At 71.5% G+C, this 23,201-nt stretch carries 21 protein-coding genes; 1 reads left to right on the plus strand and 20 read right to left on the minus strand.

All coding sequences use genetic code 11. The features are described 5' to 3' along the window. Window positions 1-15 precede the first annotated feature (15 nt). The 17 genes from gltB to metK all read right to left on the minus strand — a co-directional run bounded on the left by gltB (window position 16) and on the right by metK (window position 20,169). Entirely contained in the window at window positions 16-4,587 is a 4,572-nt protein-coding gene (gene gltB / locus AC3CBB_RS05330; RefSeq protein ID WP_488626253.1) for a glutamate synthase large subunit, read from the minus strand. A gap of 298 nt (window positions 4,588-4,885) precedes the next feature. Beyond that, entirely contained in the window at window positions 4,886-5,899 is a 1,014-nt protein-coding gene (lgt, locus tag AC3CBB_RS05335) for a prolipoprotein diacylglyceryl transferase (RefSeq protein ID WP_370454060.1), read from the minus strand. Window positions 5,900-5,971: 72 nt separating this feature from the next. Next, entirely contained in the window at window positions 5,972-6,769 is a 798-nt protein-coding gene (trpA, locus tag AC3CBB_RS05340; RefSeq protein ID WP_488626254.1) for a tryptophan synthase subunit alpha, read from the minus strand. After that, window positions 6,766-7,980 carry a tryptophan synthase subunit beta gene (gene trpB, locus AC3CBB_RS05345; RefSeq protein ID WP_123504575.1) on the minus strand — a complete coding sequence of 405 codons (1,215 nt, stop codon included), beginning with the start codon at window positions 7,978-7,980 and terminating at the stop codon, window positions 6,766-6,768. Before trpB ends, trpA begins: the two co-directional genes overlap by 4 nt. Next, the gene (gene trpC / locus AC3CBB_RS05350; protein ID WP_123504576.1) at window positions 7,980-8,753 is read right to left on the minus strand and encodes an indole-3-glycerol phosphate synthase TrpC; all 774 of its coding nucleotides are present in this window, start codon (window positions 8,751-8,753) and stop codon (window positions 7,980-7,982) included. The genes trpB and trpC overlap by 1 nt, the downstream gene beginning before the upstream one ends. Continuing rightward, window positions 8,754-9,011 carry a DUF6704 family protein gene (locus tag AC3CBB_RS05355; RefSeq protein ID WP_123504577.1) on the minus strand — a complete coding sequence of 86 codons (258 nt, stop codon included), beginning with the start codon at window positions 9,009-9,011 and terminating at the stop codon, window positions 8,754-8,756. A 78-nt stretch (window positions 9,012-9,089) separates the two neighbouring features. Next, the gene (locus AC3CBB_RS05360; RefSeq protein WP_123504578.1) at window positions 9,090-9,707 is read right to left on the minus strand and encodes a Trp biosynthesis-associated membrane protein; all 618 of its coding nucleotides are present in this window, start codon (window positions 9,705-9,707) and stop codon (window positions 9,090-9,092) included. A gap of 10 nt (window positions 9,708-9,717) precedes the next feature. Further along, window positions 9,718-11,271 (minus strand): anthranilate synthase component I, encoded by a 1,554-nt coding sequence (locus AC3CBB_RS05365; RefSeq protein WP_488626255.1) that lies wholly within the window; start codon window positions 11,269-11,271, stop codon window positions 9,718-9,720. Next, entirely contained in the window at window positions 11,264-11,641 is a 378-nt protein-coding gene (gene hisI / locus AC3CBB_RS05370; protein ID WP_123504580.1) for a phosphoribosyl-AMP cyclohydrolase, read from the minus strand. The genes AC3CBB_RS05365 and hisI overlap by 8 nt, the downstream gene beginning before the upstream one ends. 44 nt (window positions 11,642-11,685) lie before the next feature. Next, window positions 11,686-12,459 (minus strand): imidazole glycerol phosphate synthase subunit HisF, encoded by a 774-nt coding sequence (hisF, locus tag AC3CBB_RS05375; protein WP_488626256.1) that lies wholly within the window; start codon window positions 12,457-12,459, stop codon window positions 11,686-11,688. A gap of 2 nt (window positions 12,460-12,461) precedes the next feature. Next, entirely contained in the window at window positions 12,462-13,301 is an 840-nt protein-coding gene (gene hisG / locus AC3CBB_RS05380; protein ID WP_123504582.1) for an ATP phosphoribosyltransferase, read from the minus strand. A 40-nt stretch (window positions 13,302-13,341) separates the two neighbouring features. Beyond that, window positions 13,342-13,605 carry a phosphoribosyl-ATP diphosphatase gene (locus AC3CBB_RS05385; protein WP_123504583.1) on the minus strand — a complete coding sequence of 88 codons (264 nt, stop codon included), beginning with the start codon at window positions 13,603-13,605 and terminating at the stop codon, window positions 13,342-13,344. A gap of 4 nt (window positions 13,606-13,609) precedes the next feature. Further along, the gene (gene rpe / locus AC3CBB_RS05390) at window positions 13,610-14,278 is read right to left on the minus strand and encodes a ribulose-phosphate 3-epimerase (RefSeq protein WP_123504584.1); all 669 of its coding nucleotides are present in this window, start codon (window positions 14,276-14,278) and stop codon (window positions 13,610-13,612) included. 119 nt (window positions 14,279-14,397) lie between these two features. Beyond that, window positions 14,398-15,873, minus strand: coding sequence for an RsmB/NOP family class I SAM-dependent RNA methyltransferase (locus AC3CBB_RS05395; protein WP_488626257.1), 1,476 nt, complete (start codon window positions 15,871-15,873; stop codon window positions 14,398-14,400). Continuing rightward, entirely contained in the window at window positions 15,870-16,805 is a 936-nt protein-coding gene (fmt, locus tag AC3CBB_RS05400) for a methionyl-tRNA formyltransferase (RefSeq protein ID WP_488626258.1), read from the minus strand. The genes AC3CBB_RS05395 and fmt overlap by 4 nt, the downstream gene beginning before the upstream one ends. 32 nt (window positions 16,806-16,837) lie before the next feature. After that, window positions 16,838-18,934 carry a primosomal protein N' family DNA-binding protein gene (locus tag AC3CBB_RS05405; protein WP_488626259.1) on the minus strand — a complete coding sequence of 699 codons (2,097 nt, stop codon included), beginning with the start codon at window positions 18,932-18,934 and terminating at the stop codon, window positions 16,838-16,840. Window positions 18,935-18,942: 8 nt separating this feature from the next. Further along, the gene (metK, locus tag AC3CBB_RS05410; RefSeq protein ID WP_488626260.1) at window positions 18,943-20,169 is read right to left on the minus strand and encodes a methionine adenosyltransferase; all 1,227 of its coding nucleotides are present in this window, start codon (window positions 20,167-20,169) and stop codon (window positions 18,943-18,945) included. A gap of 143 nt (window positions 20,170-20,312) precedes the next feature. Between metK and AC3CBB_RS05415 the strand changes: the two genes are divergently transcribed. After that, entirely contained in the window at window positions 20,313-20,993 is a 681-nt protein-coding gene (locus AC3CBB_RS05415) for an SDR family NAD(P)-dependent oxidoreductase (RefSeq protein ID WP_488626261.1), read from the plus strand. Between the two features lie 174 nt (window positions 20,994-21,167). Here the strand turns inward: AC3CBB_RS05415 and rpoZ are convergent, their stop codons facing one another. Genes rpoZ through pyrF form a run of 3 tightly spaced genes read right to left on the minus strand, consistent with a single transcriptional unit; the run spans window position 21,168 to window position 23,199 of the window. After that, window positions 21,168-21,434, minus strand: a complete 267-nt coding sequence (gene rpoZ / locus AC3CBB_RS05420; RefSeq protein ID WP_123504590.1) for a DNA-directed RNA polymerase subunit omega — start codon at window positions 21,432-21,434, stop codon at window positions 21,168-21,170. A gap of 8 nt (window positions 21,435-21,442) precedes the next feature. Beyond that, window positions 21,443-22,363, minus strand: a complete 921-nt coding sequence (gene gmk, locus AC3CBB_RS05425; protein WP_123504591.1) for a guanylate kinase — start codon at window positions 22,361-22,363, stop codon at window positions 21,443-21,445. Beyond that, the gene (gene pyrF, locus AC3CBB_RS05430; protein ID WP_123504592.1) at window positions 22,360-23,199 is read right to left on the minus strand and encodes an orotidine-5'-phosphate decarboxylase; all 840 of its coding nucleotides are present in this window, start codon (window positions 23,197-23,199) and stop codon (window positions 22,360-22,362) included. The genes gmk and pyrF overlap by 4 nt, the downstream gene beginning before the upstream one ends. Between the last annotated feature and the right edge of the window lie 2 nt (window positions 23,200-23,201).

The raw sequence follows: 23,201 nt of genomic DNA on the forward strand, positions 1-23,201 counted from the left end.
AGGGGGCGCCGGAACTCAGCCACCCGTGACGCTCATGATCCGGTTCCAGACCTCGTCGCCGTCGAGGTCCAGGCCCTCTTCCGCGGCGGTCCGGCGCGTCTCCATGACCGCGGCGTAGTCGCGGGGCAGGACTTTGACGAACTCCTCGGCGCTCGCCTCGATGTCGGCGAGGAGCGCTTCGGCGACGGTCGAGCCGGTCTCTTCGAGGTGCTGGCGCAGGAGGTCGGCGAGGATCTCGATGTCGGCGGAGCCGAGCGGCTGCAGCAGCAGCTCGCCGGTCGACAGCGCGTCGTCGTTCACGTTCTCGGTCTTGAGACCGCGCACGTACGCCGTCCCGCCCGACATGCCGGCGCCGAGGTTGCGCCCGGTCTCGCCGAGGATCACCGCGAGGCCGCCGGTCATGTACTCGAGGGCGTGGTCGCCCACGCCTTCGACCACGGCGGAGGCTCCGGAGTTCCTGACCAGGAACCGCTCGCCCACGATGCCGCGGATGAACAGGGAGCCCTGCGTCGCGCCGTAGCCGATGACGTTGCCGGCGATGACGTTGTCTTCGGCGGCGAACGAGGCCTCCGCCGGCGGTCGGACGATGACCGTGCCGCCCGACAGCCCCTTGCCGACGTAGTCGTTGCTGTCGCCGATGAGGCGCAGCGTGATTCCGGCGGGCAGGAACGCACCCAGCGACTGCCCTGCCGAACCGGTCAGGGTCACGTCGATGCTGCCGGCGGGCAGCCCGTGCTCGCCGTTGCGGACGGTCACCTCGTGGCCGAGCATGGTGCCGACGGCGCGCTCCGTGTTGCGGATGGGCAGCGAGATATCGATGCGGCCGCCGTTGTCGATGACGTCGGACGCCTCCGCGATGAGCTGGTTGTCGAAGTGCTTCTCGAGCTCGTGGTCCTGCGGCACGAAGTTGCGGCGCGGCTCGTCGTCGGCGAAGTCGGGGCCGACGAGGACGGGCTCGAGGTCGAGGCCGGACGCCTTCCAGTGCTCGACGGCGCGGTCGACGCCCAGCATCTCGCTGTGGCCGATCGCCTCGTCGAGCGAGCGGAAGCCGAGGGCGGCGAGGTACTCGCGGACCTCCTGAGCCAGGAACTCGAAGAAGTTGACGACGTGCTCGGCCTTGCCCGAGAAGCGGGCGCGCAGCTCGGGGTTCTGCGTCGCGACGCCCACGGGGCAGGTGTCGAGGTGGCAGACGCGCATGAGGATGCAGCCGGAGACGACGAGCGGCGCCGTTGCGAAGCCGAACTCCTCGCCGCCGAGCAGAGCGGCGACGACGACGTCGCGACCCGTCTTCATCTGACCGTCGACCTGGACCACCACGCGGTCGCGCATGCCGTTCAGCATAAGCGTCTGCTGCGTCTCGGCGAGGCCGATCTCCCACGGGGTGCCGGCATGCTTCAGCGAGTTCAGTGGACTGGCGCCCGTTCCGCCGTCGTGGCCGGAGACGAGCACGACGTCGGCGAGGGCCTTCGTCACGCCCGCCGCGACCGCGCCGATGCCGGACTGGCTCACGAGCTTCACGTGCACCCGAGCGGAGGGGTTGGCGCGCTTCACGTCGAAGATGAGCTGCTTGAGGTCTTCGATCGAGTAGATGTCGTGGTGCGGGGGCGGCGAGATGAGGCCGACGCCGGGCGTCGCGTGGCGGGTGCGGGCGACCCAGGGGTACACCTTCGACGGGGGCAGCTGGCCGCCCTCGCCGGGCTTCGCGCCCTGCGCCATCTTGAGCTGGATATCGGTTGCGTGCGTCAGGTACATGCTCGTGACGCCGAAGCGGCCCGAGGCGACCTGCTTGACCGCGCTGCGGCGCTCGGGGTCGAGGAGACGGTCGACGTCTTCTCCGCCCTCGCCGGTGTTGGACTTGCCGCCGAGGCGGTTCATCGCGATGGCGAGAGTCTCGTGAGCCTCTTTCGAGATCGAGCCGTAGCTCATCGCACCCGTCGAGAACCGCTTGACGATCGACGAGACCGGCTCGACCTCGTCGAGCGGCACAGCGGGGCGGACTCCCTCGCGCAGCGTGAAGAGGCCGCGCAGCGTCATCAGGCTCTCGGCCTGGTCGTCGACCATCTTCGTGTACTCGCGGAAGATGTCGTACCGGCGCGTGCGGGTCGCGTGCTGGAGGCGGAACACCGTCTCCGGGTTGAAGAGGTGGGGCGGGCCCTCGCGGCGCCACTGGTACTCGCCGCCGGTCTGGAGGCGCTCGTGCGCGGCGGTCGCGCCGTCGGCCGGGTAGGCGCTGAGGTGGCGCTCGGCGTTCTCGGTCGCGATCACGTCGACGCCGACGCCGCCGAGGCGGGTCGAGGTGCCGGTGAAGTAGGTGTCGATGAACTCGTGGCTCAGGCCGACGGCCTCGAAGGCTTGGGCGGCCGCGTACGACGAGACGGTCGAGATGCCCATCTTGGACATGATCTTGAGCACGCCCTTGCCGAGAGCCTTGATGACGTTCTTGACGGCCTGCTCGGGCGACATGCCCGTGATCATGCCGCTGCGGACCAGGTTCTCGCAGGTCTCCATGGCCAGGTACGGGTTGATCGCCGAAGCGCCGTAGCCGATGAGGGTCGCCACGTGGTGGACCTCGCGCACGTCGCCGGCCTCGACGATCAGGCCGACCTTCATGCGGTTCTCGGTGCGGATGAGGTGGTGGTGCACCGCGGCGAGCATGAGGAGCGACGGGATCGGCGCCAGGTCGGCAGTCGAGTCGCGGTCGGAGAGGACGATGAACTGCGAGCCCTCCTCGATCGCCTCGTCGACCTCGGTGCAGAGCGCCGCGATCCGCTTCTCCATGGCGCGGGGGCCCTTGTCGACGCGGTAGAGGCCCCTGAGGGTCGTCGTCAGGCGCGAGCCGGGACGCGGGTCGATGTGCTGGATCTTCGCGAGCTCGTCGTTGTCGATGACCGGGAAGTCGAGGATGACCTGCTTCGCGTGCTCGGGAGTCGCCGCGAGCAGGTTGCGCTCGGGGCCGAGGCCGACCTTGAGGCTCGTCACGACCGACTCGCGGATGGAGTCGAGCGGGGGGTTCGTCACCTGGGCGAACTGCTGGGTGAAGTAGTCGAACAGCAGGCGCGGGCGGTCCGAGAGCACGGCGATGGGCGTGTCGCTGCCCATGGCGCCGAGGGGCTCGGCTCCGGTCTTCGCCATGGGGGTGAGCAGGATCCGCACCTCCTCCTCGGTGTAGCCGAAGGTGCGCTGGCGGCGCGTGACGGAGGCCGGCGTGTGCACGATGTGCTCGCGCTCGGGCAGGTCTTTGAGGTGCAGGCGGCCCATCTCGAGCCACTCGCCGTACTCCTCGGAGGAGGCGAGCTGCTGCTTGATCTCGTCGTCCTCGATCAGGCGGCCGGCCTCGGTGTCGACGAGGAACATCTTGCCCGGGCGCAGGCGGCCCTTGCGGACGATCTTCGACTGGTCGATGTCGGGGAGCACGCCGATCTCACTGGCGAGCACGACGAGGCCGTCGTCGGTCACCAGGTAGCGGCCGGGGCGGAGGCCGTTGCGGTCGAGGGTGGCGCCGACGAGCGAGCCGTCGGTGAAGGTGACGGCGGCGGGGCCGTCCCACGCCTCCATGAGCATGGAGTGGTACTCGTAGAAGTCGCGGAGCACCGGGTCGATGCCGACCTGGTTCTCCCACGCCTCCGGCACCATCATCATGATGGCGTGCGGGAGCGAGCGGCCCGTCAGGCTCAGGAGCTCGACGACCTCGTCGAACGACGCCGAGTCGCTGTTGCCCGGGCTCACGATCGGGAGCAGCGGCTTCACGTCGCCGATGAGCTCGGACTCGAGCTGAGACTGGCGCGCGCGCATCCAGTTGCGGTTGCCGCGCACGGTGTTGATCTCGCCGTTGTGGGCGATCATGCGGAACGGCTGCGCGAGCGGCCACGACGGGAACGTGTTCGTCGAGTAGCGCGAGTGAACGATGGCGAGCTTCGAGGCGACGCGCTCGTCCGAGAGGTCGGGGTAGAACGGCTCGAGCTGGAGCGTCGTGACCATGCCCTTGTAGACCATGGTTCGGCTCGAGAGCGACGTGAAGTAGGCGCCCAGCTCGCGCTCGGCGCGCTTGCGCAGACGGAACGCCAGGCGGTCGAGCTCGATTCCCGAGACGTGGTCCTCGCCGTGGTTGGCCGCGATGAAGAGCTGCTCGAAGGCGGGCATGGCGTTGCGTGCGAGCGTGCCGAGCTCGTCGGCGCGGACGGGGACGTCGCGCCAGCCGACGACGCGCAGCCTCTCTTCGGCGGCGATCTTGGCGATCGCCTTCTGGAGTGTCACCCGCTCGTCGAAGTCGGTCGGCAGGAAGCCGATGCCGACCGCGTAGTGGCCGGCCTCGGGCAGCGTGAACTCGACGACATCGCGGAAGAAGGCGTCGGGCACCTCCATGAGGATGCCCGCGCCGTCGCCTGTGCCCGCGTCGGACCCCACGGCCCCGCGGTGCTCGAGGTTGCGCAGGGCGCCGAGGGCGGCGTCGATGATGTCGTGTCCTGGCGTGCCTCGGAGGGTCGCGACCATGGCGAGGCCACAGGCGTCCTTCTCCAGGCTCGGGTCGTAGAGACCCTGGGCCGCCGGGATGCTGCTGAATGTCTGGTGCGCTGGCGTGAGAGCCATGTCGATCCGTCCTCACGATGGGAACTGGTCGCTGAATGACCAGTAGAGGAAAACTAACGCAGGGCGGGGCGTCGCTGGCCCGATTCGCTTCCACTCGGCAGGAAACCGAGTGACTCTGGCAGGCGTCTCGTGGCTCGGGGTCGTGGCCGTAGGAGTCGCTTCGTCGGATGCGGCAATGCCGGCCGACCCCCTGGTCTTCGGTGCGGACCAGGGGTGATTTGTGGGGTGCTGTGGTGCTGAGAATGCAGTGCTGGTGATTCCGGTGCAGAGCTGGTGGTGCTGGATCGTTGCCGGCCGGTTAGGCCTTCACATCTGCGGAGGCGTCGGATGGGGTGCGATCCGTGGGCTCCGCGTCGTCATCGTCGTCGGTGCCTGCCGCCGAGTCTACCTCAGGGTGGTCGACCTCACCGGTGATGACGGGGTGGAAGCCCTCCTCGTTCGGACCACGGCCCGGAACATAGGCGCTCGGCACGAGGCCGGTGTGGCGGCGGCTCTGCACGATGAAGATGATCAGGCCGAGCACGACTGCGGCGGCCGCGGCCCAGACATTGACGCGGAATCCGAGGAACACCTGGCTGTAGTCGGTGCGGATCGACTCGAACCACATGCGGCCGGAGCCGTACCAGATGAAGTACAGGGCGAGCGTCTTGCCCCACTCGAGCTTGACGTTCTTGTTGATCAGCAGGATGACCGCGAGGCCGAAGAGGTTCCAGAGGATCTCGTAGGCGAAGGTCGGGTGGAACAGGGTGCCGGCGGGCAGCCCGACCGGGTAGGCGGCGTTGGTGGACTCGATCTCGAGTCCCCACGGCAGAGTCGTCGGGGTGCCGAAGAGCTCGTGGTTGAAGTAGTTGCCGAGGCGGCCGAAGGCCTGGGCCAGCATGAGGCCGGGCACGAGGGCGTCGGCGAATACGGAGAAGCGGAGACCGGTCTGGCGGCAGCCGAGCCAGGCGCCGAGAGCGCCGAAGATCAGGGCGCCGAAGATGGCGAGTCCGCCCTCCCAGATCGCGAAGACGTGCCAGAGGGCCTGCCCGTTGAAGTAGTCGTCGGGGTGCGTGACGACGTGGAAGACGCGGCCGCCGACGATTCCGAAGGGCACGCACCAGATGGCGAGGTCGATGATGACCCAGCGCTCGGCGCCGCGGCGGTTGAGGCGGGCGTTCGTGAACAGCACGGCGGCCACGATCCCCAGGAGGATGCAGATCGCGTAGGCGTGGATGCGGATGTCGAACGACAGCGACGCGTTGAACGTCTTGTTGATCCATCCCGTGAGATCGAAGTACTGCCAATCGGCAGAGGGACTCGGGATGCTCAGGGGCAACAACGTTCAGGTGCCTTTCGTCGTGTGAATCGAGGAGTGCAGGCGCGCCGTGGCACGCGGGACACGCTAGGAGACTCTACTGCCCGAAGCCAGATCCGCCGACACGCGCGCGAGCTGCTCGAGCCCGCCCTCGGCCAGGGCCCGGACGAACGCGGAGCCGATGATGGCGCCGTCGGCGTACTCGAGTACCTCGCGGACCTGCTGGGCGGTCGAGATGCCGAGACCCACGCAGGCGTTGTCGACGCCGGCCGCGCGCAGGCGAGCGACCAGAGTGGCCGCGGCCGAGTCGACGCCCTCGCGGGTGCCGGTGATGCCCATGGTGGAGACGGTGTAGACGAAGCCGCGGCTCGCCTCGACGGCCTGGGCGACGCGGGCGTCGCTGGACGACGGCGCGGCGAGGAAGACGCGGTCGAGATCGGCGGCGTTCGCGGCGGCGATCCACTCGGCGCCCTCGTCGGGAACGAGGTCGGGCGTGATGAGACCGGCTCCCCCGGCAGATGCGAGGTCGTCGGCGAAGCGCTGGGCGCCGTACTGCGAGACCGGGTTCCAGTAGGTCATGACGACGACGGGCGCCGCGACCTGCGAGGTGATCTCGCGGACGGCGGGGAACACGTCGCGGACGCGGAAGCCTTCGGCCAGGGCGCGCTGGGTGGCCGCCTGGATGACCGGGCCGTCCATGACCGGGTCGGAGTACGGCAGGCCGAGCTCGATGACGTCGACGCCGTTGTTCACGAGGGTGACCGCCGCGTCGATGGACGTCTGGAGGTCGGGGAACCCGGCGGGCAGGTAGCCGATGACGGCTCCCGATCCGGCGTCGGTGCGGGAGTGGATAGCGGAGCCGAGCTTGCTGGAGGCGCTGATCACAGTTGCTCGGCCCCCTCGTCGAGGATGTTGAAGTAGCGAGACGCCGTCGCGACGTCCTTGTCGCCGCGGCCGGAGAGCGAGACGAGGATCGTGGTGCCCGGCCCGCGGTCCCGGCCGAGGCGGATAGCGCCCGCAAGGGCGTGAGACGACTCGATGGCCGGGATGATGCCCTCCGTGCGAGTGAGGAGCCGGAAGGCCTCCATCGCGTCGGCGTCGGTGACGGGCTCGTACTGCGCGCGGCCGATCTTCGAGAGCCACGCGTGCTCGGGACCGACCGCGGGGTAGTCGAGACCGGCCGAGATGGAGTGGCTCTCGACGGTCTGGCCGTCTTCGTCTTGCATGAGGTACGACTTCGCACCCTGGAGCACGCCAGTGCGACCCAGGGTGATCGACGCGGCGTGGCGGCCGGACTCGATGCCGTCGCCGCCGGCCTCGAAGCCGCGGAGCTCGACGGAGGGGTCGTCGAGGAACGCGTCGAAGATGCCGATGGCGTTGGAGCCGCCGCCGATGCAGGCCGCGACGATGTCGGGCAGCCCGCCGGTGAGCTCCCGGACCTGGACCTTGGCCTCTTCGCCGATGATCTTGTGGAAATCGCGCACCATCGTCGGGAACGGGTGCGGGCCCGCGACGGTGCCGAGCACGTAGTGCGTGGTCTCCACACTGGAGACCCAGTCGCGCAGGGCGTCGTTGATGGCGTCTTTCAGCGTGCGCGAGCCGGTCGCGACAGACACGACCTCGGCACCGAGCAGGCGCATGCGGGCGACGTTGAGCGCCTGGCGCTCGGTGTCGACCTGGCCCATGTAGACCACGCACTCCATGCCGAACAGCGCCGCGGCGGTCGCCGTCGCGACTCCGTGCTGGCCGGCCCCGGTCTCGGCGATGAGACGCGTCTTGCCGAGTCGTCGAGCCAGGAGTGCCTGACCGAGAACGTTGTTGATCTTGTGCGAGCCGGTGTGATTGAGGTCTTCGCGCTTCAGGATGATGCGGGCGCCGCCGGCGTGCTCCGCGAAGCGGGGCACCTCGGTGATGATCGAGGGGCGGCCCGTGTAGGTCTTGTGGAGCTCGAGCAGCTCGGCCTGGAACGCGGGGTCGACGGCCGCGGCCTTGTAGGCCTCGTCGAGCTCGTCGAGCGCGGCGATCAGCGACTCGGGAACGAATCGGCCGCCGAAGTCGCCGAAGTAGGGGCCGACGACGTCGCGCAGGTTGGGCATCAGATCTCCAGGAAGGTGGTGAGCGCGTCGACGGGGTCGCCGTGGACCACGAGGGCTTCGCCCACGAGGACGACGTCGGCGCCGGAACGGCGGTAGTGCGCTACATCGGCCGGTGACTTGACGGCCGACTCGGCGACGCGGACGACACCCGACGGGATGCTGTCGGCGAGGCTGCCGAAGAGATCCTGGTCGAGCTCGAAGGTGGTGAGGTCGCGGGCGTTGACTCCCAGGACGGTGGCGCCGGCGTCGAGCCCGCGGACGACCTCCTCGGCGGAGTGGGTCTCGACGAGCGCGGTCATCCCGAGCTCGAGCACGAGCTCGTGCAGCTCGATGAGCTTCTGCTGGGGCAGGCCGGCGACGATGAGCAGTGCGAGATCGGCGCCGGCGGCACGCGCCTCGAAGACCTGGTAGGGCTCGGCGATGAAGTCCTTGCGCAGGACCGGCACCGACACGGCGTCGCGAACGGCCTCGAGGTCGGCGAGCGTGCCCTTGAACTTGCGACCCTCGGTCAGCACGCTGATGGCGCTGGCACCGCCGGTCTCGTACGAGTGGGCCAGCGACGCGGGATCGGCGATGTCGGAGAGGGCGCCGCGCGAGGGGCTCGCACGCTTCACCTCGGCGATGATCTTGACGCGATCGGCCGGCTGGAGGGCCGCTCGGGCGTCGATGGCCGGAGTCTGCGCCAGTGCTGCGCGCTCGACGTCGGCAAGAGGGAGCAGGTCGCGACGCGCGGCGGCGTCGGCGAGGGCCCCCGCGTAGAGGTCGTCGAGCACTTAGTGGTGGGCCTTCGGCACGTAGCGGTGACCGCCGACGCCGTATCCCATCCGCTTCATGACGAGGCCGACGAGCAGGCCGACGATCTCGAAGCCCGCGGCGATCCAGACGACGATGGGCACGTCGAAGCAGAACGCGATGGTGCCCACGGCGAACGCGACGAGCATGATGACGACGGCCGTCCAGGCGGCGGGCGAGTTGCCGTGGCCCTCGCCGGCGTCGTGGCTGTCGTCGGTGCTCGACTCAGCCGGGGCCACACTGTTCGATGTACCTGTGCTCACGGTGCTCCTTGAATTGCTGGGGGTTCGCCCCGAGTCTATCGGGTGCGGCGATCTCTAGCGGGCGTCGTCGGGCCTGTCGCCGGATGCCGCCGTCGGATCCGAGCCGGTGGTGAGGGTGTCCCAAGCCACGACGGGGTCGGCGGTCTGGTCGGCGGCGACCAGGCGGACGGCCTGGTAGCGACGGGCCGACGCCGGCCAGCGGCGCGACGTCGTGATCACGGCGACGCCGAGCGCCGCCATGGCCAGCCCGGCGACGAGGGCCACCCAGGGCCACGCGGTCATCGAGTGCGAGTTGACGATGGTCGCGACCGAGTCGCGGCCCGCGATGCCCGTCACCTTGGTGATGGCGGTGGTGGCGGAGGCCACGGGATCGACGGTCGCGAGGATCGCCGAGAGGACGACGCAGCCGCCGAGCAGCACCTCGAGGGCGCCGAGCACGACGCGGAACACCGGGCCGGCGATCGTGATCGCTCCGAACAGGGCGAGGCCGGCCAGCGACAGGGCGGACAGTGCGGGGGCCGCGGCGCTGCCGGCGGCGGCGACGTCGACCTTGCCGCCGCTGGGGCTCGTGACGTTCACGCTGACCCAGGTCTGCGTGTAGGCGAGGAGCACGACCCCCGACAGCGCGAAGCCGATCAGGATCGAGGGGAGCTTGGTGGAGCGGGTTCTCATGGGGGTCGATTCAGTGGAGGCTGATCATGGCGTTCGCGACGGCGACCGCGCGGAGGGGGGCCGCCGCCTTGTTGCGGGCCTCCTGGTTCTCGGAGGCCGGGTCGGAGTCGGCCACGAGGCCTGCCCCGGCCTGGACGCGGGCCACGCCGGGCTGCAGCAGCACGGTGCGGATCGCGATGGCGACGTCGGCGCTGCCGGCGAAGTCGAAGTAGCCCACGACTCCCCCGTAGACGCCGCGCTGCGCGGGCTCGAGCTCGTCGATGATCTCGAGGGCGCGCGGCTTGGGCGCACCCGAGAGGGTCCCGGCGGGGAACGTGGCGCGGAACGCGTCGATCGCGTTCGTGCCGGGCATGAGGTCGCCTTCGACGCTCGAGACGAGGTGCATGATGTGGCTGAACCGCTCGACGTGCATGAACTCGGTCACCTCGACCGAGCCCGGGCGGCACACCTTCAGCAGGTCGTTGCGGGCGAGGTCGACGAGCATCAGGTGCTCGGCGCGCTCCTTCTCGTCGCCCTCGAGGGCGGTGGCCAGCGCGAGGTCCTCCTCGGGCGTGGCCCCGCGGGGCTTCGAGCCGGCGATGGGGTGCGAGTACGCGCGCGTGCCCTGCACCTTGACGAGGGCCTCGGGGCTCGATCCGACGATCTGGTACGGCTTGCCGTCGGTGTCCTCGAGGCTGACGAGGTACATGTACGGGCTCGGGTTGAGCGTGCGCAGCACGCGGTACACGTCGATGGCGGGGGCCGTCAGCTCGTGGTCGAAGCGCTGCGAGATGACGACCTGGAAGACGTCGCCGTCGCGGATGAACCCCTTCGACCGCTCGATGGCCTCGGCGTACTCGGCGTCGGTCGAGCGCCGCACCGGCTGCGGATCGATGCTGATGTCGACGTCGGCGAGGTGCGCGGGGCTCGGCTGGGCCAGCGTCGTCTGCAGGGCGTCGAGCTGCGCCTGGGCTGCCCTCCACAGCGTGTCGGCGTCGTCGGTCCCGTCGTTGAGCGCGGTCGCGATCAGCAGCGCCGTGCCCGTGCGGTGGTCGATGACCACGAGCTCCGAGACGAAGCAGAGAGCCTGCGCAGGAACGTCGAACTCCGCCGGCGGGGCGTCGGGCAGGTGCTCGAGCTGACGGACGGCCTCCCACCCGATGAAGCCGACGAGCCCGCCCGTGAGCGGCGGGTACCCCGAAATCACCGGGGTCTTCCAGCGGTCGAAGAGGGCGGAGAGCACCTCGAGCGGCTGCCCGACGGCGTCTCCGAAGGCGCGAGCGCCCGACATGCCGTAGTCGATCCAGGCCGTGGCGGTTCCTGCGCCCGCCTCGGTGGTGAGGACGCCGAAGGAGGAGACGCCCACGAACGAGTACCGCGACCAGATGCCGCCCTGCTCGGCGGACTCGAGCAGGAAGGTGCCCGGACGGGAGTCGGCGAGCTTGCGGTACATGCCGACCGGGGTCTCTTCGGCGGCGAAGAGGCTGCGGACGACCGGGATGACGCGATGGCCGTCGAGGAGCGCGTCGAACTCCGAGCGCGTCGTGGTGTGCGGTTCGGCCGAGGCCGTCGCGGTGTCAGTCATTCGGAGAGCCGATCGTGGGGTCGAGGGGGTCGACGTCGAAGCAGGCGTGCTCGCCGGTGTGGCACGCGGCTCCGACCTGGTCGACGGTCACCAGGAGGGTGTCTCCGTCGCAGTCGAGGGCGGCACTGCGGACGTACTGGAAGTGGCCCGAGGTGTCGCCCTTGCGCCAGTACTCCTGGCGGGAGCGCGACCAGAAGGTCACGCGCCCCTCGGTCAGCGTGCGGCGGAGCGCCTCGGCGTCCATCCACCCCATCATCAGGACGTCTCTGGTCGAGGCCTCCTGGATGATGGCCGGCAGCAGCCCCTTGGCGTCGAATGCCGCGCGCTCGATGACGGGCTCGACGGTCTCGCGGGTGAGCTGCTCGGCCATGGTCTCGTTCTCTCTCGGGTGGCTGGTCGTTGGCTGACGCAGTGTCAGCGGACGATCGCGCCGGATTCGGCGAGGCTCTGCTTGACCTCGCCGATCGTCAGCTCTCCATTGTGGAACACGGAGGCCGCGAGCACAGCATCCGCGCCCGCCCGGACAGCCGGCGCGAAGTGCTCGAGCGACCCTGCGCCGCCCGAGGCGATCACCGGGACTCTCGAGACCTCGCGCATGAGGGCGACGAGCTCGAGGTCGTAGCCCTGCTTCGTGCCGTCGGCGTCGATCGAGTTGACGAGCAGCTCGCCGGCGCCGCGCTCGACGGCCTCGCGGGCCCAGGCGAGGGCGTCGAGCGAGGTCTCCTGGCGGCCGCCGTGCGTCGTGACGACGAAGCCGGACGGCGTGGCATCCGAGCGCTTGACGTCGAGGCTCAGCACGAGCGCCTGCGCACCGAAGCGGTCGGCGATCTCGCCGAGCAGGTCGGGGCGGGCGATGGCGGCGCTGTTGACGCCGACCTTGTCGGCGCCGGACGCCTGCAGGCGCGCGACGTCGTCGGTGGAGCGGACTCCCCCGCCGACGGTCAGCGGGATGAAGACCTGCTCGGCCGTGGCCCGCACGACCTCGTACATCGTGGCGCGCTCCTCGACAGTCGCGGTCACGTCGAGGAAGGTGACCTCGTCGGCGCCCTGCTCGTAGTACTTGCGGGCGAGCTCGACCGGGTCGCCGGCGTCGCGCAGGTTCAGGAAGTTGACGCCCTTGACCACGCGGCCGGCAGCCACGTCGAGGCACGGGATGACCCGGACCGCGAGGGTGGAATCCGCACTCACGGCTACAGCCTTGCGGCGTGGATAGGGCTGACCAGGATCGCGCGGGCGCCCAGGTCGTACAGGGCGTCCATGATCTGGTTGGTGTCCGTACGCGGCACCATCACGCGGACGGCGGCCCACTCGGGGTCGTGCAGCGGCGAGACGGTCGGCGACTCGATGCCGGGCGCGAGCCTGGTCGCCTCGTCGAGGAGGCGCACGGGCAGGTCGTAGTCCATCAGCACGTACTGGCGGGCCACGAGGACTCCCTGCAGGCGGCGCTGGAGCACGTCGAGGCCCGCTGTCGCCTCGTCGGACGCGATCAGCACGGCCGTCGACTTGAGGATCACGGGGCCGAAGATCTCGAGGCCCGCAGCGCGGAGCGTGGTGCCGGTCTCGACGACGTCGGCGATCGCGTCGGCGACGCCGAGCTGCACCGCGCTCTCGACGGCTCCGTCGAGCTGGACGAGCTCGGCGGTGATGCCGTTCTCAGCGAGGAAGTCGCCCACGAGGCCCGAGTAGCTGGTCGCCACCCGCACGCCCTGGAGGTCGGCGAGCTCTCGGTACGTGCCGGTGGGCCCGGCGAAGCGGAACGTCGACGAGCCGAAGTCGAGGGCGGCGACCTCCTTGGCCGACGAGCCCGAGTCGAGCAGCAGGTCGCGGCCGGTGATGCCGACGTCGAGGGCGCCCGACCCGACGTAGGTCGCGATGTCGCGAGGCCGGAGGTAGAAGAACTCGACGCCGTTGCGGTCGTCGGAGAGGTACAGCGACTTGGGGTCGCGTCGGCCGGAGTAGCCGGCCTCGGAGAGCATCTGGGAAGCGGTCTCGCTGAGCGAGCCCTTGTTCGGTACTGCGACGCGGAGCATTGGTCCGATTTCTGTTGAGGTGACGGGAGCGGGGCCGGTCTCAGAGATGTCGGTACACGTCGGCCGGGGTCAGGCCCTTCGCCAGCATCAGCACCTGCAGGTGGTAGAGCAGCTGCGAGATCTCCTCGGCGGTGGCGACGTCGCCCTCGTACTCGGCGGCCATCCACACCTCGGCCGCCTCTTCGACGATCTTCTTGCCGATCTGGTGGACCCCCGCGTCGAACTCGGTCACGGTGCCGGAGCCCTCGGGGCGCTCAGCGATCTTGGCGCTGAGCTCTGCGAACAGGTCGTCGAACGATTTCACGGGCCTAGGCTACCTGGCTCGCGGCGGCACGGAGTGCGGCGATGCGCTCGGCCGGCTCGGGGCTCCCGGCCGGGCCGTACACGCTGGAGCCGGCGACGATCGTGTCGGCGCCGTTCTCGACGGCGGTGACGATCGTCTGGTCGTTGATGCCGCCGTCGACCTCGAGCCAGACGTCGTGGCCCGACGCGTCGATCGCGGCGCGGGCCGCGCGCAGCTTGGGCATGGTCTCGCTGATGAACGACTGCCCGCCGAAGCCCGGCTCGACGGTCATCACGAGGATCATGTCGATCTCGTCGAGCAGCTCGAGCACGGGCTCGACGGGCGTGCCGGGCTTGACGGCGATCGCCGCGCGGGCGCCGGCGGCTCGGATGGCACGGGCGCAGGAACGCGGGTCTGCCGCGGCCTCGAACGAGAACGTCACCGAGCTGGCTCCGGTCTCGGCGTACTGCGGGGCCCAGCGGTCGGCGTCCTCCACCATCAGGTGCACGTCGAGCGGCACGGGGCTCACCTCCTGGATGCGCTGCACGATCGGGAGGCCGAGGGTGAGGTTGGGCACGAAGTGGGCGTCCATCACGTCGACGTGGACCAGGTCGGCGGTGCTGATGCGGTTCAGGTCGCGCTCGAGGTTCGCGAAATCGGCCGAGAGGATGCTGGGGCTGATGCGGATTGGCACGGGGGCAAGCCTATCGGGTCGTCGTTTGGCGCCTCGGCACCACGATCGGGACTGGGCACCACCGTGTTGCGTGGGGCGGAGTCCTGATCGTGGTGTGGTGCAGGCGGGCGCGGCGGCGGTCAGCGCGCCTTGCGGAGCAGCGCGACGAACATCGCGTCGGTGCCGTGGCGGTGCGGCCAGAGCTGGGCGAAGGGGCCCGCGCCGAGGTCGAGCGGCGCCGTGGCGATCCCTCCGAGCACGGCCGTGGCGTCGAGCGTCTCGACCGCGGCCCCGCCGTCGCGCGACCACCGCTTGAGGCCGGCCTCGACGACCGCGCGGGTCTCGGCGGTGTGCGGCGAGCAGGTGACGTACGCCAGGGTCCCGCCGGGGGCGAGCGCGGCGAGGGCCGAGTCGAACAGCGCCGACTGTAGGCCGGTGAGCTCGGCGACGTCGCGCGGCTGCTTGCGCCAGCGGGCCTCGGGTCGGCGGCGGAGCGCTCCGAGGCCGGTGCACGGGGCGTCGAGGAGGATCCGGTCGTACGACTCGGGCTCGGCCCCGCCGATGAGCGTCGCGTCGCCCTGGCGCACGGCCACGTCGGGAGCGACAGCCGAGAGCGCCTGGCGGACCAGCCCCACGCGCCCGGGGACGATCTCGTTCGCGGTGAGGACGGCGCCGCCCATCGCGGCCTCGGCTGCGAGCAGCGCGGCCTTTCCGCCAGGCCCCGCGCACATGTCGAGCCAGCGCTCGCCCGCCGCGACCGGCGCGACTCGCGACAGGGCGAGGGCGGCGAGCTGCGAACCTTCATCTTGCACTCGAACCTTGCCGGATGCCACCCGGGGCAGGGCGCCGGGATCGCCGGCGGGAGCGGTGATGGCCAGAGGCGAGAAGCGGCCGGACTCGCCGGTGACCTTCGCCAGACCGGGGAGGGCGACGAGGCTCACGCGCGCCGGCTCGTTGTCGGCGGCCAGCAGCGTCTCGAGCTCGTCGGCGCGCCCCTCGGCGGCCAGGGCTCCGCGCAGGGCGCGGACGACCCACTCCGGGTGCGAGTACCGGGCGGCCAGGGCGTCGTCGACGCTCGTCGCGAGCTCCAGCACGCGCTCCAGCCACACGCCGGGCTCGGTGCGCGAGATCGTGCGGAGCACGCCGTTCACGAAGCCGGTGCCGGAGCGGCTGCCGACCTGGCGGGCGAGCGACACCGACTCGTCGACAGCCGCGTGCGGGGCGACGCGGGTCGAGAGCAGCTGGTGCGCGCCCAGACGGAGCACGTCGAGCAGGGCCGGGTCGATCTCGGAGGTCGGGCGGCGGGCGGCGATCGCGATCACGCGGTCGTAGTAGCCCGACATGCGCAGGGTGCCGTAGGTGAGCTCGGTGGCGAGGCCCGCGTCGGCGGCGTCGAGGCCGGCCCGCGCGATGCGCTGGGGCAGCAGGAGGTTGGCGTAGGCGTCGTCGTGCTCGACTGCGCGGATCACGTCGAGCGCGACCTGGCGGGCGGGCTGCACGTGCGGCTCGGGGCGCGGGGCGCGCTGGCCGCGGCTCGGGCGGCCGCTGCCGGGCTGTCCGCCGCTACCGCTGCCGCCGCCGGGCCGACCCGTGCCCTGGCGTCCGTCGCCGCTCACGAGGGGCTCCCGTCGAAGCGCAGCCCGTCGCGGTCGGGCACGCCGCGCAGCCAGTCCCCCGCCGCCATCGGCTTCTTGCCTGCCGGCTGCACGGTCAGCAGCTCGAGGGCCCGAGTCGTCGTTCCGACCAGCACGCGACGGTGGTCGAGCAGGATCGCGCCCGGCGCCAGGTCGTCGCGGCCGTCGCCGGCGGGCCGCACGTCGAGCAGCTTGAACCGGTCGCCGTCGAGGAGGGCGTGGGCGCCGGGCTCGGGCGTCACGCCGCGGAACCGGTCGTACACGTCGGCCAGCGGCGCACCGAAGTCGAGCGCGGCGTCGTCGAGCGCCAGCTTCGGGGCGAGCGTCACGTCGCCGATCTGCACCGTGCGCGTCTCGCGCCCCGCGGCCAGCTCGTCGACGACCCGCGTCAGAAGCAGGGCCCCCGAGATCGCGAGCTCGCCGAGCAGGTGCCCGGCGGTCTCGTCGCCCGTGAGCGGCTTGCGGACGACGCCGAGCACCTCGCCGGCGTCGAGCTCGGGGACGAGCTGGAAGACGGCGGCTCCGGTCTCGGAGTCGCCGGCCATGAGCGCGCGCTGCACCGGGGCCGCGCCGCGCCAGCGCGGCAGGAGGGAGAAGTGGAGGTTGATCCAGCCGAGGCGGGGCGTCGAGAGGAGCGGCTCGCGGAGGAGGGCTCCGTAGGCGACGATGACGCCGAGGTCGGCCTCCGCGTCGGCGATGGCCGCGGTGACGTCGTCGGTGATCCTGCGCGCCTTGATCACGGGGATGCCCAGCTCGTCGGCGGCCTCGGCCACCGGAGTCGGGGTGAGCACGCGCTTGCGCCCCTGCGGGGTGTCGTCGCGGGTGAGGACGGCGACGACCTCGTGCGGGCCTGCGGCGAGGGCACGGAGGGAGGGGACGGCGGCGGCGGGGCTGCCGGCGAAGACGAGGCGCAAATCAGGACTTTCGTGGGAGTGGTGCGGGTGAGCTACTGCTCGGCGAACGGCTCGACGTCGTCGAACCGCACTCTGAGTGTAGGAGCGACTGAGCGCCTGGTCGCGGCCTTCGGGTCGCCCGGCACGAGTTTGCGGCGGCTGGTGGCCGCCCGGATCACGCGTCCGCGCAGGATCGACGCGACGTCATGCCCGGCCGCGTAGTCGAACCGGACGATCGCGCGGACCGTGCCGCCCTCGACGTCGACCGGCCCCAGAGTCTCGGCGCGGATGGGCTCGGGCAGGTCGTCGAGGGCCTCTTCGACGGTGACGGTCTGGCCGGTCACGGTCGCGACGCGCACGGCGGGCGGGAAGCGCAGCTCACGGCGGTCGGCCAGCTCTGACGACGCGAAGCGGGCGAGGTTCCAGGTCGAGAGGGCCGAGGCGAGCGCTCCCCCGACGCCGACCAGGAAGATCGGCGCCCGATGCCGTGCGAGGGCGGTCGCGTCGGCCCACCAGCGGAGGCAGTCCTCGGCGACCCGCAGGCTCTCGCGGGCCAGCATCCGCTCGCCGTCGAGCAGGAGCACGGCGCGGTAGCCGCCCGGCGCGATCGGCTCCGCGCCTCGGGTCGCCACGACGATGGCGGGCTCGTCGTCGATCTCGAGCACCTGCCGGGTGCCGTCAGAGACGATGACCCGCACCCCCGGGAAGGCGCGGCCCAGCTCGTCGGCGGTGCGGCCGGCCCCGGTGCCGACGGTGCGCATCTTCGTGTTCTCGCAGGTCGTGCAGTGCCAGCCGACCGCCAGGGCGCCGCACCAGGCGCAGGCCGGGGTCGCGCCGGCGGCCTTCTGCTGGAGCGGGCCGCTGCAGCGCAGGCAGCGGGCGGTGTCGCCGCACTCGGTGCAGGCGAGGCGCGGGGCGTAGCCGGGGTGAGCCACCTGCACGAGCACCGGCCCGAACTCGACGGCGGCCTTCGCCTCGGTCCACGCCGTCGAGGGGATGCGGGCGTTCGCCGCGAAGCCCTCGCGCGAGCCCTGCTGCGTCGTGGGGATCACCCGCGGCTGGTAGCGCGGGTCGGGCAGCGCCTCGGTGAGCCAGCCGATCTCGACCAGCCGCTGCACGTCGGTCGAGCGCGCGTGCCCGGCGAAGACGAGGGCCGGGCCCTGCTGCTCGTACCGCAGCAGAGCCGTGTCACGAGCATGTGCGTACGGGCTGAGCGGCTCGGAGAAGAGCGGGTCGCCGTCGTCCCACACGGCGATCAGGCCGAGGTGCGCCGCCGGGGCGAGCAGCACGGACCGGTTGCCGACCAGCACCAGGGCCTCGTCACCGCGCGCCCGCAGCAGCCCGCGGTACCGGTCGGGGTTCGACTGCCTGGCGTCGAGGCGCACGATCCGCTCGGGCGGCACGACGGCCTCGAGCGCCGCGACGAGCTGCTCCTGGTCGCGGTAGTCGGGCACCGCCAGGATCGCGCTGTCGCCGTCGGCGAGGGCGACCGCCGCGAGCTCGGCCAGCGTGACGGCCCAGCGCCCCACCCAGCGCGGGGCGGCGTCGCCCGACGCGGGGAGCTCGACGACGAGGGGAACCGCGTCGAGGGCCAGCCGTGCCCGGGCCCGGACGGCGGCGGCGAGATCGGCACTGCGGTAGCCCGCGACCGAGAGCGGGGGCGCAGGAACGGGCGAGCCGGCCTGATCCTGCGCCCGTGCGCCGCTGCCTGTCTCCGGGCCGCCGTCGGCCTCGGGATCACCGTCGGCCGCTTCTGGCCGCACGGCCGCGTCCGCCTTCGCCGCGCGCGCCGCCAGCCACGCCTTCTCGACCCGCACCTGTCGGGTGGGCACCGCGAGCCGCAGCACGTCGCTCGCCGAGCCGCCGGCGCGATCGGCGAGGGCGCGGGCCAGCCGCCACACCTCGGGGGCGAGCACGGGCACCTCGGAGATCAGCTCGTCGACCTCGCTGAGCGAGCCCTCGTGCTCCGAGCTGGCGGCGACCTCGATGACGAAGGCGTCGGCCATGCGGCCCGCCGAGCGCAACGGCACCTTGACCCGCATTCCGGGCCCGACCGTGCCGCGGAGGCGCTCCGGGATGGCGTAGTCGAACAGCCGGTCGAGCTGCGGAAGCGGGGTGTCGACCAGCACCCGCGCGACGGCCCGGGGCACGGCGGAGCCTACGACGCGGCCGGGCCGGCGTTCAGGCCGGCGGCCTCGCGGAGGGCGTCGACGCGGTCGAGGGCCTCCCACGAGAAGCCCTCGCGGCCGAAGTGGCCGTAGGTCGAGGTCTTGCCGTAGATCGGGCGGAGCAGGTCGAGGTCGCGGATGATCGCGGCGGGGCGCAGGTCGAACACCTCGCGGACCGCGGCGATGATCGTCTCGTCGTCGACGTGGCCGGTGCCGAAGGTCTCGACGTAGAAGCCGACGGGAGCGGCCTGGCCGATGGCGTAGGCGATCTGGAACTCGAGGCGCTCGGCGAAGCCGGCCGCGACGGCGTTCTTGGCGACCCAGCGCATGGCGTAGGCGGCCGAGCGGTCGACCTTCGACGGGTCCTTGCCCGAGAACGCGCCGCCGCCGTGGCGTGAGGCCCCGCCGTAGGTGTCGACGATGATCTTGCGGCCGGTGAGGCCGGCGTCGCCCTGCGGCCCTCCGATCTCGAAGCGGCCGGTCGGGTTGATGATGAACTTCGTCGTCGTGGTGTCGAGGTGCGGCGCCTCCGCCTCGAGGACGGGCAGGATCACGTGCTCGATGACGTCGGCCTCGAGGCGCTCCATCGTGACCGACGGCGAGTGCTGCGTCGAGAGCACGACGGTGTCGACCGTCTTGGGGTCGTAGCCGTCGTAGCCCACGGTGACCTGGGTCTTGCCGTCGGGGCGCAGATAGTCGAGCAGGGCCTCTTTGCGGACGGCGGTCAGGCGCTCGGCCAGGCGGTGCGCGAGCCAGATCGGCAGCGGCATGAGCTGCGGGGTCTCGGTCGTCGCGAAGCCGAACATGATGCCCTGGTCGCCGGCGCCCTGGAGGTCGAGCGGGTCTTCGGTCGAGGTACCGGTGCGGGCCTCGCGGGCGACGTCGACGCCCTGCGCGATGTCGGGCGACTGCGCGCCGATCGACACCTCGACGCCGCAGGTGCGGCCGTCGAAGCTCACGGACGAGTCGTTGTAGCCGATGCCGGTGATGAGGTCGCGGACGATGGTGGGGATGTCGACGTAGCCGGTGGTGGTGACCTCGCCGGCGACGTGGACGAGCCCCGTGGTGACCAGCGTCTCGACCGCGACGCGGCTGTGCGGGTCGACCGCCAGGAGCGCGTCGAGGATGCCGTCGGAGATCTGGTCGCAGATCTTGTCGGGGTGCCCCTCGGTAACGGATTCGGACGTGAAGAGGCGGAGGCTGGAAGCTGGAGTCACGCTGTCCTTTGGTGAAGAGGTGCCGATGGGGAGGCCGCTGAAACGGACTCCCCCACTGTAGTCGGCACCCACCGACAGTCCCCGTCGCGGCCGTCGCCGTCCGTCACACGCCGCCGTGAGAGGCGCGCGCGTAGGCTCCGGGCATGACTCAACTCCGTGACTCGGTGGTGCTGGTGGTCGGAGCGTCGGGAGGGCTGGGCTCCCGGATCGCCGCTCAGCTCGGTGCCGAAGGGGCCGCGGTGGTCCGCGCCGGTCGAGACCCGGAGCGACTGACCGGACCCGACGCGTACCTGGCCGACCTCGGCACCGCGGACGGCCCGGCGTCGCTGGTAGCGGCGGCCCTCGCCTCGCACGGCCGCCTCGACGGGGTCGTCATCGCCGCGGGCGTCGTCGCTTTCGGATCCGCCGCCGAGGTGGAGACGGCGACCGTCGAGGAGCTCCTCGCCACGAACCTGTCCGGGCCCATCGAGCTGATCCGCGCGGCGACGCCGTCGCTGGCCGACTCGGCCGCGCGCGGGTCGGGCCCGTTCGTCGTGACTCTCAGCGGGATCGTCGCGGAGTCGCCGACCGCCGGCATGGCCGCCTACTCCGCGAGCAAGGCCGGGCTGGCGGCATTCATGAGCGCGGCGTCCCGCGAGTACCGGCGCCAGGGCATCCGCCTGCTGGACGCCCGGCCCGGGCACGTCGGCACGGACCTCTCGACTCATCCGATCGCGGGCCAGGCACCGCCCCTCGGCTCGGCGCTCGACCCGGACGCCGTCGCGGCTCGCATCGTGCGCGCCATCGCAGACGATGAGCGCGATCTCCCGTCGTCGTCGTTCTGACCGTCCCGCGCCTCGGGAATCCCCGATCCGGGTACACAGCTGGGCGTCTTGCCCAGACCGGGAAGAGTCGCGGGCATAAGAAAGCGGGCCGCCCTGAAGGGGCGACCCGCTGTCTCGGTTACGTGACTTCTCGGTTGCGTGACTTCTCGGTTGCGTGACTTCTCGGTTGAGCGACTACTCGGCCACCGGCGCGAGGGGCTTCGAGGTCAGCTTGTCTTCGTTGATCTCGTGCATCGCGACCGACAGCGGCTTGTCGTCGATCGTCGAGTCGACGAGCGGCCCCACGTTGTCGAACAGCGAGCCCTCGTGGAGGTCGGCGTAGTAGTCGTTGATCTGACGCGCGCGCTTCGACGCGAAGATGACGAGTGCGTACTTCGACTCGACCTTCGAGAGCAGGTCGTCGATGGGCGGGTCGATGATGCCCTTGTTCCTGTCGGCCATGGTGCCTCCTAAGCTTCGTGTGCCCGAGCGGTCTTCGAGGTGGCCGCAGGCAGTGCCATCAAGTCTACGACCTCTTGGGCCGCGGTCGCGACGTCGTTGTTCACGACCTTCACGTCGAACTCGTCCTGGGCCGCGAGCTCGACCTTGGCGGTCTCGAGCCGACGCTGCTGCTCGGCCGTGTCTTCCGTGCCGCGGCCGATGAGGCGGCGCACGAGCTCCTCCCACGTGGGCGGCAGCAGGAAGACCAGGACGGCCTCCGGCATGACGGTGCGCACCTGGCGCGCCCCCTGCAGGTCGATCTCGAGCAGGACGCTGCGGCCCTTGTCGAGCGCGGCGTCGATCGGCGGCCGCGGCGTGCCGTAGCGGTGCGAGTTGTGCACGGTGGCGTACTCGAGCAGCTCGCGGTCGCGGATCATGCGGTCGAACTCGTCGTCCGAGACGAAGTAGTAGTGCACGCCGTCGACCTCGCCGGGGCGGGGCCTGCGCGTCGTCGCGGACACCGAGAGAAGCACGTCGGGGTGATTGTCGCGAATGAAGCTCGAGACCGTGCCCTTGCCGACCGCGGTCGGGCCGGCCAGCACGACGAGCCGCGACTTCACACGGCCGCGCGCCTCGCGCTGGGACAGCCAGTCGCCGAGGATGACGCGCTGGCGCACGCCCAGGCCGCCCACCCGCTTGGAGTCGGCGATGCCGAGCTGATCCATGATGCGGGCGACGCGGGTCGGCCCGATGCCGGGGATCGAGGTGAGGAGCTCGCGGACGCGGAGCGTCGCCTCGGGGGCGGTGGCCTCGCCGGTCCACGCCGTGTCGGCCACGTCGAGAGCCGTGCGGGTGCGCTCGGCGACGGCGCGCTTGACCTCGGCTCGGGCGCGGCGCGCCGCGACGGCGGCCTTGGCGGCCGCGGCGCGGTCCACCGGCGGCGGGGTCATGCGAGGCACGCGGTCACCTCGTCCGAGGCGGCGCGGACGGCGGCGGCGACCCCGTCGGACCCGGCGCCGAGGATCGAGCGGGACGCAGACACGAGGACGCTGCCGGCAGCGGGGCCGAACAGGCTGCGCACGTCGGCGTAGCGCGCGCCCTGCGCGCCGAAGCCCGGGGCGAGGATGGGCGTGGTGGCGAGGTCGGCGGTGTCGATGCCGTAGTCGGTCAGGGCGACGGTGGCCCCGAGGACCAGGCCGACGGAACCGAACGAGACCCCCTGGTCAGAGGCCGTATTGTCGTGGAGCACGTCGTCGACGATACCGGCTGCGACGGTCTTTCCCGACTCGAGGCTCGCCGTCTGGGTGAGACGCGCCTCCGGGTTCGACGTCGCGGCCAGCACGAACACGCCTGCGCCGGCAGCCCGCGCTCGGGCGATGAGGCCGGAATCGGCACCGAGGCCCTGATACGCCGCGACCGTCAGGGCGTCGACGCGCAGGGGCGAGTCGGCGGCGAACCAGGCGTCGCCGTAGGAGTCCATGGTCGTGCCGATGTCGCCCCGCTTCGCATCGCCGACGACCAGGAGGTCGGTGGAGCGCGCCGCCTCGAGCACGTCTTCGAGCGCGGCGAAGCCCGCCGACCCGTAGCGCTCGTAGAAGGCCACCTGCGGTTTGACGGCCGGGGCGGTTCCTGCGCTCGCTTCGACCACTCGCAGCCCGAAGTCGCGGGCGCCCGCGGCCGAGATCGGGAGCCCCCACTCCTCGAGGAGGAACGGGTGCGGATCGATGCCCACGCACACGTGGCCGAACGCCTCGAAGGAGGCGGCGAGCCGGGTGCCGAAGGCCATCG

This window comes from Frondihabitans sp. OV104, from assembly GCF_057787745.1.